General features: G+C 63.8%; 9 protein-coding genes. 5 read left to right on the top strand and 4 right to left on the bottom strand.

The genetic code is table 11. The features are described from left to right. Window positions 1-41: 41 nt before the first annotated feature. Together KF886_25135 and KF886_25130 are read right to left on the bottom strand one after the other, a co-directional pair. Window positions 42-1,223 carry a peptidase M14 gene (locus tag KF886_25135; GenBank protein MBX3180644.1) on the bottom strand — a complete coding sequence of 394 codons (1,182 nt, stop codon included), beginning with the start codon at window positions 1,221-1,223 and terminating at the stop codon, window positions 42-44. A 1,196-nt stretch (window positions 1,224-2,419) separates the two neighbouring features. Next, window positions 2,420-2,602: a hypothetical protein gene (locus tag KF886_25130; GenBank protein ID MBX3180643.1), complete on the bottom strand. Its 183-nt coding sequence runs from the start codon at window positions 2,600-2,602 to the stop codon at window positions 2,420-2,422. Between the two features lie 225 nt (window positions 2,603-2,827). On the opposite strand from KF886_25130, the gene KF886_25125 reads away from it, so the two are divergent. Both KF886_25125 and KF886_25120 read left to right on the top strand, forming a co-directional pair. Continuing rightward, window positions 2,828-3,979, top strand: coding sequence for a class I SAM-dependent RNA methyltransferase (locus tag KF886_25125; protein MBX3180642.1), 1,152 nt, complete (start codon window positions 2,828-2,830; stop codon window positions 3,977-3,979). A gap of 117 nt (window positions 3,980-4,096) precedes the next feature. Further along, window positions 4,097-6,832 (top strand): hypothetical protein, encoded by a 2,736-nt coding sequence (locus KF886_25120; protein MBX3180641.1) that lies wholly within the window; start codon window positions 4,097-4,099, stop codon window positions 6,830-6,832. 108 nt (window positions 6,833-6,940) lie between these two features. On the opposite strand, the gene KF886_25115 is transcribed toward KF886_25120, so the two are convergent. Further along, the gene (locus KF886_25115; protein MBX3180640.1) at window positions 6,941-7,372 is read right to left on the bottom strand and encodes a type II toxin-antitoxin system VapC family toxin; all 432 of its coding nucleotides are present in this window, start codon (window positions 7,370-7,372) and stop codon (window positions 6,941-6,943) included. A gap of 284 nt (window positions 7,373-7,656) precedes the next feature. After that, window positions 7,657-8,775: a hypothetical protein gene (locus KF886_25110; GenBank protein MBX3180639.1), complete on the bottom strand. Its 1,119-nt coding sequence runs from the start codon at window positions 8,773-8,775 to the stop codon at window positions 7,657-7,659. A gap of 236 nt (window positions 8,776-9,011) precedes the next feature. On the opposite strand from KF886_25110, the gene KF886_25105 reads away from it, so the two are divergent. The 3 genes from KF886_25105 (at window position 9,012) to KF886_25095 (ending at window position 14,602) form a co-directional block, all read left to right on the top strand. After that, a complete protein-coding gene (locus KF886_25105; protein ID MBX3180638.1) occupies window positions 9,012-10,304 on the top strand; it encodes a Gfo/Idh/MocA family oxidoreductase in 1,293 nt (430 codons plus the stop codon). A 193-nt stretch (window positions 10,305-10,497) separates the two neighbouring features. After that, window positions 10,498-11,565, top strand: coding sequence for a recombinase RecA (gene recA, locus KF886_25100; protein MBX3180637.1), 1,068 nt, complete (start codon window positions 10,498-10,500; stop codon window positions 11,563-11,565). After that, window positions 11,552-14,602 (top strand): hypothetical protein, encoded by a 3,051-nt coding sequence (locus tag KF886_25095; protein ID MBX3180636.1) that lies wholly within the window; start codon window positions 11,552-11,554, stop codon window positions 14,600-14,602. Before recA ends, KF886_25095 begins: the two co-directional genes overlap by 14 nt. The last annotated feature ends 1 nt before the right edge of the window (window position 14,603 follow it).

Genomic DNA, 14,603 nt, shown 5'->3' with positions numbered 1-14,603 from the left:
ACCCATAGTCTCCACCCTAAAGCCTACAGCCTGAAGCCAACTCACTCCAGCCACGCGCGAATCGCCGGGATCATCGCCGCGCCGAAGGCCCGCGCATTGTCCGGCGTGATCGTGGCCTCGCCCGCGTTTGCATACGGGATCTCGAACGCCGTCGCGCAGCGTACCCCGTCCAGGCCCGCCGCCCACTGAAAGATCCCCGCGCCCGCCGTATAATTACTCGGTTGGTTCCAGCTTTCCCCGAACGGCAGGTCGTTGGACGCCGCATAGGGGAGCGGCAGGTTCGGTTGTCCGGCCAAAAGACCCGCGAAACGCTGCTGTTCCGCCCAATGCGCCGGATCCGAACGCCCCACCTGGTAGATCCGCTCGTTATCGCCCCCGCGGATATGCGGACAATGGAAGTCCATCACGAGTCGAAGCCTTCCCTCGGACCACCCCGGGGCCGTCTCGCGGATCGCGCGCGTGCTTTTGTAGATGCTATCGCCCTGGTAGTCGCGCCCGTGATCCCGGGGAATGCGGTTCTTCCCTTGGTCGCCGTCCTCTACGCCGTCCATATCCACCATCGGTATTACCAGGGCCTCGGCGTTCGCCCGGAACCAGGCCGCGTCCTCGCCGTCCCCGAGCAGGGCCGCCATCAGGCCTTCCAGCACGTAGCTCGCCATCGATTCGCAGCTGTGGTGCCGCGCCGTCAGCAGGAGCCGGTGTTCGGCCCCGCCGTCCAGGCGCCCGATGCGCACCCGGGGTACGGGACGCCCCTTCTCGCTTTCACACAGCGTCTCCACCGCGAGATGCGCGCCCGCCGCCTGCCGCGCGAGAAAGCGATCGAGATCGGCGGCCTGGTAGGGCGGCGCAAACGCGAACCGGACGGACGGCGCGGTCCCATCGAACGTGTAGCGGAACAACACGCCGTCCTCGGTCTTTTCCACCGTGTCCGTGCCGAGCCAGCGCCACGTGGCCCCCGCGTCCGTGCTGATCGCCGGCCCCCGGGTCCCGATGACGTTCCCGTCGGTGAAGCGGAACGTTACGGTCTCGCCCGGCGCGCCATCCGCGCCGAAATTCCAGTAGAACCACCACCCGGACGTGTCCCGCAATTCCTGGGACAGGTAAACGGTATCGTCCTCGTGGCGCGCCACGGCAATATTCGCTCCCGGATAGTCCGCATGAATCTCGATTCCCGCCCCGGAGAATGGGGCGAGTAAAAGTAACGAAAGCAGCCCGTTCAGCATGGATTCGCGCTCCAGTAAATGATGTTCAGTCGATACCGCCACTTATAGCACCCCCGCCGCCCGCCAGACCAGCCTCCAGGCTGCGCCGAAAATACACACAGGCGGGACGCCCACCACGGCGCGTCGTCGACCTGTGCCACATTCCTTGAAAGGTACTCTTAGAAACCCAGGTGAAGCGTGCAAAGAACGTGGCACAGCCGTCCCGGCTGTGTACCGGTTGCGAAGCAGCCGGCCTTTCATCCTTAACGGGTGGCGCAGGGGAAATTCACGGCGAGCGATTTCAGGCCCGACGAGCCTCGCCGGATCCGGGCGGCGCCCCGCGTCCGCCTGGAAGGCCAAGCCACGTCGGCGGGCGTTGAAGGATTGCGGAGATTTTGGATCCACGGCGGCTCTGTCGAAAGTGACCGGGAATTGTTGTCCGGCGGTCGGGACGTTAATGGAGCGTGGCGCGGATTCCTTTGAGCAACCGCTGGCCGCGACCGAAGAAGGGATCACCACAAGGGCGCGAAGAGAAGAAGTCTTTGAAGGGGGCCACGCCAAAGTGTATGGAATGGATCCGGGTCGGGATGCGGGGTTGATGCGCGGGGGGATTGGATCAGGAGCCACAAAGGGCACAGAGAACACAAAAGATTTGTTTGAACTGGAAGTGAGCGCGAATGGACTCAGCGCGGCGTTTGGCCGCGATCTGGATTCTTGACCACGGATAACACGGATTGCACGGATAAAGAAGGAATTCGATGAGTTCAACCGCGATTGGTCACGAATGAGGGAAGTATCGTATCGCCTTGGGAGTCCGGGGCTGCGTTTTGTGGCGTTGATGGGCCGTTCGAAGGCGCCGCTCGCGCTGCGTCAGCCTGGAAGGCTAACCCACGTTGGCCGCCCATGTAGAGACTGGGGTTATCTTCGTTCGGCCAGACGTTAATCGTCGTTCCAAGTACGCCAAAACCGGATGAACCAGAAAAGTCTCGATTTTTGGTATCACTTTAGCCGATCGAAGTACAGTGGCCAAACCAGAGCGACTTGCTGAATAAAGGCTACGCGCAACCATGGAGCGCCGGCGGCCCGCCGGCAGATTGCGCCGCCGGCGCTCCATGCACACCGGCTCCATAAACAAAAACACATACTGATCCGCACTTCAGACCGCTAAAGTGTTACCGTTTTTTGGGTTCGACGGCAACCCAGTATGATACGGGCTTTCAGCCCTGTCCGAAATCGTCGTCATTTTTCCTGGGCCTGCGGCCCAGGCTGATATGATCCGGCGCCTTCGGCGCTGAAGCAACGATATTCAGGTATTCAGCGCCGAAGGCCTGCTTCAAATCTGAGCCATCGGTCCAGGCAAAGGGATCCAAAAGGCGATGAGGGCTGAAAGCCCGCTTCATGCCGCTCGCAATTCATCAGTAATATCAGGTCCGCACCCGCTACCGCCTGACCGGTTTGCGCCGCGCGCGAACAGACGGTATCCTATGCCTTCGCGCCGTTTCCCCTCGGCGCCTCCCCCCGCAACCCCACCAGGTCCATTTCGCATGTCAGACACCACCCCAGCCGCCTCGACCGACGTACGCTGTCCTCATTTCGGGGAGTGTGGTGGATGCAAGAGCCAGGATGTGCCCTATGCGCGTCAGGTGGCCGAGAAATCCGAAATGCTCGGCGCCCTCTTCCAGGATTACTGGACCGCGCCGGTCCCGGTCACGCCCTCGCCCGTGATCTGGCACTACCGCAATAAGATCGATCCCGCGTTTGATCGCATGCGCTACCCCGAGCCGCCCCCGAAAGATTTTGTGCGCGAGACCGTTCTGGGTTTCAAGAAGAAGGGGCAGTGGTACTGGCCGCTGGACATCGACGCGTGCCACATCGGCCCCGAGGGCGCCGGCGCGCTGCTCCGGGCCACCCGCCAGTGGTACCGCGAGAAGGACATCCGCGCGTGGGACAACCGCACGACGGACGGCGTCCTGCGCTATCTCCTGGTGCGTGACGGCAAGCGCTCCGGCGAGAAAATGGTGGTGCTCATCACGCACGAAGGCGAATTGGATTGCGGCCCCTTCGTGGACCTTGCGCAGTCGGTCTACGGCGCCACGAGTGTATACCGCGGCTATTTCACGGGCCGGAGCGATGTGGCCACGGCGGAACGCCTGGAGCTGCTGGCGGGCGCGCCGCACATTACCGAGACGCTCCTGCTGCCGGATGGCGAAGCGACGCGGCGGCTGGACTTCCGGATTTCGCCCCTCAGCTTTTTCCAGACGAATCCCCTGGCGACCGAGAACCTCTACGCGGCCATCCGCAACCACGTTCGCGCCGTGGCCCCGGACTCGCTTTACGACCTCTACGGCGGGGCCGGCGGCATCGCCTTCGCGTGCAGCGATCTGGTCAGTCACGTGTGGTCCGTGGAGGAGGTGGAACCCGCCTCCGAGGACGGGCGCCACAACGCGCGGGTAAACGGCATCGATAACGTTGCCTTTATCACCGCGCGGACCGAGCGCTACCTGAACGCGCAGCGCGAAGCCGGAAGCTTCGCGGCGGGCGCCATGGTCATTCTCGATCCGCCGCGCTCGGCGTTGCATCCCAAGGTCATCAAGCGCCTGTTGGAGTTTCTGCCGGAACACATCCTCTACGTTTCCTGCAATCCCAAGCTGCTCGCCCGCGAAATGGCCGTTCTCGCGGAGGCCTACGACCTCGCCGCGCTCGAAGCCTTCGACCTGTTCCCGCACACGCCGCACGTCGAAGCGCTCGCCCTCCTCAAGCGCCGGCCCCCGCGATGAACGCCAGTTTGCTATTCGCCATGCGCGGGCGGGTATCATAGCGCCCGGAGTCAAACGGGAACCGGAGACCAGCGGTCGGGCCCTTATCCCCGCGCCCCGTCTCGGGTTGGGAAGCGTATGCGCAATGCTCGTGCACTAATTGCCGCCGTGCTGGCCGCCATGGCCGTCGCCGCCCTCGCCATGGCGCAGGGGCAGTCGCCCACCTCGCCGCGCCCGCGTCCCGGCATTCCCGATCTCATCGACCCCGGCCTCGGCACGGGCGGCGATCCCGGACGCGAAACGCCCACGCGCTTTTCCGGAAACGGGCGTTTCGCACAGCCCGCCGCCGAACCGGACCGCGCCGCGACCGGGGACGCCGATTCCCGCCAGCGCCAGGAAGCGGGCGAGCAGCCTCCCGCCAGTGCGGGCCCGCCGGTGCGGACCGTAACGGGCCGCGGCGACGGCGCGGCGATGCAACCCGGGCTGATCACCGGCGCCGCCGCGCCGCCGCAGTCCGCAACCGGCGTATTGCCGGAATGGAGCGCGGCGCCGCCCGCCCAATCGGGGGCCGCCGCACAGCCTTTTGAGGTAATACTCGACCGCGAGGTCGAATACGGCCCGCTCCCGGAAGGAGGCGAGGTTCTCATCGACCTGATGGGCCCCCGAACGGTCGCCGAATTCCTCGACGATATCCGGCTGGCCACGCTTTGGAATATCCTCGTCTCGGAGGAGGCCCGCGGCAAGACGCTGGAATTCTGGATTACCGAAGCCACGCCGCAGCAGGCCATGGAAATCCTGAAGTTCCATGACATTTACTACGAGTATGACGCGGGAAAAGGGTATCTCTACGTCATGACGGTTGCAGAGTGGCAGCGCCGCGAGTTCGGCAAGCTGGAGTCGCGCCGCTTCGCCCTCCAGCACACGGATACCCGCGCTGTCGAGCCCGTCGTCGCCCGGCTTCTTTCCAGTAAGGGGCGGCTGGTCGCCGACGCGCCGTCGCGCCAGCTGCACGTCTGGGATACGCCGGACAACCTCCGGATTGTTGAGGAATTGCTCGCCGATCTGGACGCGCCGATGAAGAGCCGTGAATTCCGGGTCGCCCACGCCGCCTTTGCCGATGTGCAGGCCGCGCTTGCCGGCATGCTCAGCCCCGCCGGCAGCCTCCTGCCCGACAGCCGGACCAATACCCTCATCGCCTGGGACCAGCCCGCTGTGCTCGATCGCATGGCCGAGGCCCTGCGCGCCGTGGATACGCCGCTGGACGCGCGGACTTTTCATCTGGATCATGTTTTCGCGCTCGACACCCTCGACTACCTCGAAGTCGCCCTCTCCGATCGCGGCGTCATGCATGTCGACCCGCGCAACAATTCGGTGACGGTAAAGGACGTGCCCGGGCGGGTCGAGGAGATCGCGGATCTGATCGCGGTGCTCGATCGTGCCCTGGAATCGCGCACGTGGATCGTCGATTACGCCGACCTCGATTTCCTGGCGGACGCCATCGAGGCCCGGGTGCCCCCGGAGATGGGCGAGATCGTGGTGAACAAGGACGTGCACCAGATCACCGTCACCGCCATCGCGGCCAAGCTCGAGGAAATCGACCGATTTATCGCCACCTCCGACGTGCAGCGCAAGCAGGTGCAGATCGAGGCCTTTATTGTTGAAGTCGGATCCGATGTGGAGCGGGAATTCAACATCAACTGGTCCTACTTCGGTTCCAGCGGGCGCTCGCCCATCTTTTTCGACGGCGGCAGCGGCTTCAATCCGGAGGAAGGCAACCTCAACGTCGGCCAGTTGCCCTACGCCGTGCCGCTCTACGGCGCGCTTCAATTGGACGGCGCCGGTCGTATCGTGCGCCCGATCGTGACCAATATCGACGGCGAAAACGTGGTGGACCGCATTGAGGGCGCCAACCTTGCCGTGACACTCGAATACCTTGATCGCAAGAATAAGGCGACGGTTCTCTCCTCGCCGCGGGTCGCCGTGCAGGATGGGGAGGAGGCCATCTTCGAGAACGCCACCCAGGTGCCCTTCGTTTCCGCGACCACCTTCTTCAACACCAGCTTCAACAACCTCGGCGCCGTGAACAACACCAACCGCGTCGAGTTCATTGACGTGGGGACGATTCTCAAGGTCCTCCCGCGCATCACGTCGAAGGAAAACATTCTCCTCGACATCAGCGCCGAGGACAGCACCTTCGTGGAAGTGCGCGTCCTCGCCAGCGATCAGGCCTCCACCGTTCCGCAGAAGACCGTCCGCCGCGCCGAAACCCAGCTCCGGATCCAGTCCGGTGACACGGTGGTCCTCGGCGGCCTCCGCCGCGACCGCGCCGGGACCACGGAGACCCGCACCCCGTTCCTGGGCGATCTGCCGGGTATCGGCCGCCTGTTCCGTTACCCGAACAAGCAGTCCCAGAAGAGCTCGCTGCTGATTTTCATTACCCCCACCATCGTTGATGAGTTCACCGACCCGCACGCCGCCATGCTCGCGCGCGCCGAGGAATCGATTTCCAGCGCGCACCGCCACAACCAGAAATCGCTCTGGGGCCGGCTGGCGAACACCGTATCCGCCGGCAAGAACGAAATCGCGGTCGCCGTCGGGCAGAGCGGCGATATTCACGCCGGGGGAGAGCGGGCGAGCCTTGACGATTTGCGCGGCCTCTTCACCGAGGCGCCCGCGCAGGTCCGCGTTGTGCTTCGGCGCCATCCCCGCGCGCCCGAGGCCCGGGTGACCGCCGTGATGGACCTCGCCATGGAGCTCGAGCGCGATCTGATCGTTGACGACGACCTGACCCCGCTCGTCCCGCGCTACCGGGATGTACCCGGCGGGGAAGGGGATACGGCGCCGCTCAACCCCTCCGCCCCCGCGGAGCCCTGACAAGCGGGGCGCCCCCGGGCGCCTGGCACAGCGACAAGCGTGATCAAGGCTGGGAGCGCGGGCGGCGCCGCGATAGGTTCTGGGATCTGCCGGCCTACGGAGGCTCCGTTACGTGCCCGTTTGCTCTGGCAGCAGAAGCGTTACTTCGGGGAAGTACGTCTTGAAACGCCCGGGATCAGCCGTGGCCAATTCCCACCCCATGATGGCGGCATGCGCTCCGATGAAAAAATCTGGAAGGGGCACATCGGGGGCCGGCCTGCCGGAGTCCGCCAGTCTTCGTTGACGGTAAAGCCTGTACGCGTTCGCGCACAACAGCGACGCGGCGACCGGAAGATCGATGAGAATCACACCCCACGCCTCAATACGCGCGGGGATAGGGGCAGGGTCCGTTTCTCCAACACAAAGCTCGGCGATCACGATAGGATTGGTCACAGCGGACTCAACTGATGATGCGTCGGCAATGATCTGTCTCGACCAGTTGAAGAAGGTTGAATGGCGATCGTCCGCGTAGACCAATACGTTGGTATCCAGCAGAATCACAGGTCCCGCGTAGCCTTTCGAATCTCTTCCCAGGTCATCGACAACTTGAGCGGATTGGCATCGATGGCCTCGAGGATTTCGTCGCGGGTTTTTCGCCTCTCGGTTGGAGGCTCATGAAGGTGTACCAGGACATACCCTCCATCTGCCTGCCGTTGCACCTCGAACACGTCCCCCGGCTGGCTACCAGGGAGCTCGATTCGATGTTTGTGATCCACGCGTGACGTACTCATGGCGCAATTATCCCACGGGAGGTTGCCGCAGTCAATCGCCGCCGCGCAACCCGATCAAAACGACCCCAGCCACCCCGCCTTCAGCTTCGCGCCGTAGACCTGGGGATGCCCGTCGCGCCGCGCGCCGAAGATGAGCCATTGGTTGTCCGCCGTCAGGTACGGGTGGGTGTGGCTCCATTGTTTGCCATCGCTTTCCGTTCGGGAAAAGACCGCCCGCCGGGCCTCGCCGGTCTCGAAGTTGCCGATGTAGATCGGCACCCCCTCCTCGCTCGTGTCGCCAATCCAGTACCGGCCATCCTTCGACACGCTCACATGGTTAAAGCGCTTGCCTTCATAAACCAGCGTGGGGGAGGCGTCGCCCACTTTCCCGCGCCACAGGTTGCCCGGGGTCCTGTCGTCCGTCGCCGTCGAAAAAAGGATCTCGCTGGTCGTGCCGATCCAGGCCTCGTGGCCCGTCGGGCGAAGGGTATACGGCTGGTCCGCCGGAAAGCGCGTTTCGCCGCCGCCGATCTCCAGTTCGCTGAGCAACACCATCTTCACATCGGGTTCCTGGTTCAGCTGGATCAGCACCCGGTTCCGCCCGTCGCTCGAGAACTGCTCGTGCTTCGCGTGGTATCCCGGCTTGTCCAGCAGCATGCTCCACGTGTTCGCCGCGATGTCCAGCAGGTGTACCTTCGCGGGCCCGCCCTCCAGCGGCCGCACGGCCACGGCGTAGTACCGGTGGTCGCGCGACACCGTCCCGTAGCTGTAGAGGCCGCGATCTTCCGGGAGTTCGGCCACGTTCTCCACGGCGAGCGTCTGGTAATTGCAGCGCCGCAGCATTTTCACGCCGTCCACGGTCTCCGCGTAATACAGCCACTCGCCCCAGCCGTGGAACGCGGGGAAGGGCGGGCTGCCGGAGAGAATCTCGTGGTTGCTCCCGTCTTCCAAATCGAGGATGTTGATGCCGCCCGGGTGCGCGTCGGTTGAATAGTAACGAACCGCGATCCGCGTCCCCGAGGCATCGCCATAGGGCTGCTCGCCGTAGATGTTGTCCGCCGGACGCGGGTCCGCGCCCAGGCGATAGATCTCGGCCCCGCTTTCGCTGTCGGCGTCAACCGGCGCGCCCTGGGGCCCGGCCGCGGCGTGGAGTGGAAGGGCAAGCAGGATTAGCAGGGTGGCATAGTACGGCATCACGGGCTCCTCGGGGTGTGCTGAAAAATGAACTGGCTATCGTGTGTTATACGGGCACAGTAGCAAAAACCGTCGAGGTGATAGAAGCCGCCCGGCGAAATTGCGGTCGGCAGGCGTGAGAACTCCGCGGAGAGCGCCGGGAACGTTGCTACCGCGCGCGCGTTGTGCGAGAATGGATTAGACTTCATACGGGGGCGGCGCCGCTATATGCGGCTGATTTCGGGGAGAATGTTTCCATGCGCGCCCACCTGAACCGCCGTCAATTCCTGCACCGTTCGCTTGTTACCGGCGCCGCGCTCGGGCTGACGCCCGGAGGACGGGCCGCCGCCGGCGATACCTCCGCCAACAACAAGATCGCCCTGGGCTGCGTCGGCGTCGGCAGCATGGGCGTCAGCAACATGAAGAACTTCCTCGATCTGGAGGAGGTGCGGGTGGTCGCCGTGTGCGACGCCTACGCCGATCGCCGCGAGAATGCGAAATCCATTGTCGACGCGAAGTATGGCGACGCCGGTTGCGCCATGTACGGCGATTACCGGGAACTGCTTGCCCGCGAGGATATTGACGCGGTCATGATCGCCGCGCAGGATCACTGGCACGCCCTCATGGCCACGGAAGCCGCAAAAGCCGGCAAGGACCTCTATTGCGAGAAGCCCCTGGGCGTTTCTGTTCAAGAGTCGCGGATCATTCGCGACACCGTGCGCGAAACCAAACGCGTTTTCCAGACCGGCACGTGGCAGCGGTCGCTGGCCGATTTCCAGCACGCATGCACCCTGGCCCGAAACGGCTACCTGGGGACTATCACGCGGGTGGAAGTGGCGGCGGAGGGCCCCCGCTACCGTCCCAAATACGCCGGATCCCTCGATCCGCAGCCCGTCCCCGAAGGGTTCGACTGGGCCATGTGGCGCGGTCCGGCCCCCGATGAACCCTACAACCCCGGCCGCGTCGCCTGGCCAGACTGGTATCTGATTTGGGACTACTGCGCGGGCTTCATCTGCAATTGGGGCGTGCACCACCTGGACATCGCCAATTGGGGCTGTCCGCGGGTGGGAACCACGCCCTTCGCGGTGGCCTGCAAGGCGACCTACCGGAATGAGGGCTTCACCAACAACATCGACTCGTGGGACGCCACGTTTACGTATGAAGACGGCCTGATCATGCGTTTTACCGACGAGACAGGACAGAAACTCGGCTGCCGTTTCATCGGCGACGAGGGCTGGGTGCACGTGGACCGGGCCGGCATCTGGGCGGAACCGGGATCCCTGTTGACGGTCCAGTTCAAGGATACGGACGAACGGCTTACGGACTCGACCCACCACGGTCGAAATCTGGCCGACTGTATCCGGACGCGCACCGACCCCGTGTCCAACGTCGACGCCGCGCACGTCGCATCGTACCAGGGCATGCTGGCGGACATCGCCGCACGCCTCGGGCAAACCCTGCACTGGGACCCGAAGGCGGAACGATTTACCGGCAACGACGCCGCCAACGCCATGCTTGAGCGCCCCATGCACAACGGATGGTCCCTGTGACGCGCGGCCGGGGAAACGCCGTCCACGCCTGTGTGGTCGGGCCGGCGCCCCGGGAAGATGTGCAATCCGTGTTGGAAAGTCGTAAACTTGCGTGGTAATCCGTGCGAGGCGATTTTTTACTTGACATTCGTTCAGTGTTTTGGCAAGATAGGCCTCAGGTGAATGTTTGTTCAGTAAAACCGGAGGAAAGACGATGGCTGCCAAACCGACAGCGGACAGTGAAAAGGGCAAGGCGCTGGATATTGCGCTGGCCCAGCTTGAGAAACAATTTGGGCGGGGCACGCTGGTGCGCCTGGGCGATGACAGCATGAATCAGCGGGTGGAGGCCATTTCCACGGGCAGCCTGACCCTGGATATCGCCACCGGTATCGGCGGCTTGCCCGTCGGCCGCGTGGTCGAAATCTTCGGCCCGGAATCCTCCGGTAAAACCACGCTCGCGCTCCACGTGGTGGCCAATGCCCAGCGGGCGGGCGGCATCGCGTGCTTCATCGACGCGGAACACGCCCTCGACCCGCAGTTCGCGTCCAAGATCGGCGTGGATATTGATAATCTGCTGGTTTCCCAGCCGGATACGGCGGAACAGGCGCTCGAAATCTGCGAAAGCCTCGTGCGCAGCAACGCCGTCAATGTGATCGTGATCGACTCCGTCGCCGCGCTCGTTCCCAAGGCCGAAGTGGAGGGCGAGATGGGCGATAGCCACATGGGCCTCCAGGCGCGCCTGATGTCCCAGGCCCTGCGCAAGCTCACGGCCATTATCAGCCGCTCCAACACCCTGGTGATTTTTATCAACCAGATCCGCGAGAAGATCGGCGTCATGTTTGGCAGCCCCGAGACCACGACCGGCGGCCGCGCGCTCAAGTTCTACTCGAGTATCCGCCTCGATATTCGCCGGATAGCCTCCCTCAAGGAAAAAGAGGAGAACGTCGGCAACCGCGTGAAGGTGAAGGTGGTCAAAAACAAGCTGGGCGCCCCGTTCCGCACAGCGGAGTTCGAGATCCTGTTCAACGAGGGCATTTCGAAGGAAGGCAACATCCTCGATCTGGCGGTGGAGGAGAAGATCATACGCAAGAGCGGCGCCTGGTTCTCCATGAACGGCGAAAATCTGGGCCAGGGCCGCGAAGCGACCCGGCAGTTTCTCAAAGACAACCCCGACGTGACCGAGTCGATCCGCCAGCAGATTATCCAGATCAAGGGCCTTCCGTGGGCGGGCGCCTCGCAGGACAGCGCGGACGTAATGCAGGAAGCGAGTGGCGCCGAGTAGCACCCTGGACATAGAACAACGGCATTCAGGCACGGGCCCGAGCCGCATGGCGCGCATGTGGCTTCTGGCCCTGCTTGTGCTTGCCGCGGCCGCGGCCGCGGGCATGCTGCTCGTGAAATACCAGCTTGAACGCCTCCGGGGGTCCATTTACGCCGAGATTCAGGCGCGCACTGGGCTTCTGATTCGCGTGGAGCGTCTCCAGGTGCACGGGTTAACCGGGATCCGCCTCGACCAGTTGCACGTCGAGGTGGATACCGAATCCGGCCCGAAGGCGGATTTGTTTGTCCCCCGGGCCTTCCTCCATGTGAGCCTGATCGAGCTTATCCAGGGCCGCATTGCGCTGGACCGCCTCGAACTTGACCACGCCCGGATCCGTCTCGCCAGGCCGCCTGAAAACGCCTGGCTTGCCAGCGATGTCGCCCTCCCATCGGGGCTTGGCGGGGGTGCGTCCTTTAGGGTGGTCGGGGAGGATTGCACCCTGGAGATCGAGGGCGCCGTCGGCAACAGCCGGCTCGAAATCGGCGGTCTCGACTTCGACCTGAATCGCCTCTCCGGCTCTCCCCACATCATCGCGAACATCACCGGGAGACTCGGCGGAGACGAGGGGCAGGCGTTCGCCGTATTCGCCCGCTATGCAACGCTTGAGGACTTCGATCTCCGCTTCCAGAGCGACGGCCTGTCCCCATCGGACATTGCCGTCTTCTTCCCCCAGGCGTCGGACATCCTCGCCGCGGGGCGGCTGGCGCCGAGCATTCGCCTTTCGGGCTATCCGCGCCGCGCGATGGTTGTCGCCCTTGAGCTGCCGTTCAAGGGCCTGCAATTTCAGGACGCCGCAACCTACCCCGTTCCGCCGGAAGGTGTGTTGACGGGGCTTGCAAGCTACGACCTGGCCAGCCGCCTGTTCACGCTCAATAGCGCGAGGACCATCGCCCCCGAGTTTGAAGGACGCGTGGAGGGGACCATTGACATGGCCCAGCCCCTACCCGAATTCGACCTGCGTCTCGAAGTGCAGCAGCTTCCCGTCGCTCGGGTGATGGAAATGGTATCCGGAAAATGGCTGGCGGAGTATGGCAGCCTCGAAATTGAAACGCCGGAACCGTACAAGTTTTTCGTCACCTTGCGCGGCAACGCCGAGGAACCCCGCGTGGGCGTCGAGGTGCAAATGGCCAATGGGGGGCTGCGCTTCGCCCCCGCCGCCGCCGCCAATCCCAGCGCGGATCTCAAGTTCAGCCTGCTCAGCCTATCCTGGGATTCCGACGCGGAGTTCCCGCGCGGCAGCCTCGCCCTTGCCGGGGGCGCGGTTCGTCATCCGGCCACCGCAATCGTCGCGGAGAATCTGTCCGGCAATCTGACCTTTTCCGGCGACGGGATCGTAATCGACCCGGCTGTGGCTCAGGTTGCGGGCAATACAATCATGGGAAGCCTTCGCTACGATCTGGCGAGGAAAGCCGTGAAGTTTGACCTTTCCGGATCGATAGGCGCGCTTGAGGAACTTGCCTTCGTGAAAGACAACCCAGCACTGGCGATGTACGGGGCAGCGTCCATCGAGCGCATGTCCGGGAGCTACGTACCCGGCACGCTGACCCTGGACGCCACCATCGATCTGACCCGGGCCGGCATCGAATGGGAATGGTGGATTGCGAAGGCCCCCGGCATCGGCGCCCGGCTGGAGGACGTCCGCGCCGAGATTGCGACCGGAAAGACCGCCAGCCTCGCGTTCTCCGCCGCCATTGACACCACCGAAATCGCCGCGGAAATCAGCTTCGCGCGGCGTGCGGACAAGTGGCTGCCGCTCGAAGCAGCCGCAAGCTCGTCCAAGGTCTCCATGGCCACGGCGAACAAGCTTCTGAACATTCCCTACGCGATCGGTGGCGGAACCGGGACCGGCGCCACGCTCCAATGGACCCGGCTCCCGGGCGATTCCGGCAACTCCGAAATGCGGATTGGCGGCCATATCGACGACCTGACCCTGCAACCGGCCGGCCTCCGCGACCGGATCTCCGGGAAAGACATCCGGGTGGACACCACCGTTCGAAAGCGGGGCGACGAAAGAACCGGCGAGCTCACGCTCGACGTCGCCAGCGCCGATTTGCCACCCGTCGGATCGCCCTGGATGCTCCCGCTGCGCGAGGATGATGATCCCAGTATGGATCGATTTCCGCCGCTGGACCGCCGCTGGACCTACACCCTGAAGGCCGATGAATTGACTTATCCCCCGTGGGAGGGCGCCGAATTCACCGGAACCGCTTTTCAGCACGACGGGGAAAGCGGCTTTGAGTCGTTTTCGGCCCAGGTGGGCGGCGGCAATATCGGCGGGATGTACAGCCTCGCCAAGCCGGAAAACCTCCAGGAATCGGACTTCCACTGGGAGCGGGTTCCCGCCCGCTTCCTGCTCGATCATCTGAAGCTACCGCCCGTCTTCACCGGGACGATGACCGGCGGCATCAAGTACATCATTGATCGGGATGATCGCGGCACGCTTCGGGGAAACGGTTATTTTGACGTAGCCGACGGCCAGTTCAGCGCCGACTTCCTATTCGCTCAGTTTGCCCGCCAGATTGAGGGGGGCGCGATCACGCTCCCGCCTTCCTTGAAATTCGAACATTTTACATCCGACGTCGAGCTTCAAGGCGATGTCGTCCGCACCAATAATATGAGACTCGTTTCCGACGCCGTCACGATTAATGGCGAAGGGCGGTTCGTCGTCGATGGCGATATTGACTATCATCTGCGGATTGAGTTGCCACCCGCCACCGCGCAGGGCATTCCCGCGCTCCGCACCTATTTCAATCTCGAAGGTCTCCGCCACAGCCAGAACAACCTCAAGCTGGCGTTTCGCGTGCATGGATCGCGCCACAATCCAACGGTCGCGCTCGATGGGATGCCTTCCGTCGGCGATACCATTCTCAGCGGCGCGGTCGAAGTGACCGCCGATGTCATGAAAGTGGTCGATCTGCCTAGACAAATCCTCCTCGATCTGTTTAAGATTGGGGGCGGAATAGTCGGCGCCGGGGGAAAGCGTTCCGCCGGTGAGTAAT

This window comes from Candidatus Hydrogenedentota bacterium (assembly GCA_019637335.1).
Classification (GTDB): Bacteria; Hydrogenedentota; Hydrogenedentia; order Hydrogenedentales; family JAEUWI01; genus JAEUWI01.
Note: the sequence above shows the minus strand (reverse complement) of the source record. Positions and strands in the feature narration are given on the sequence as shown.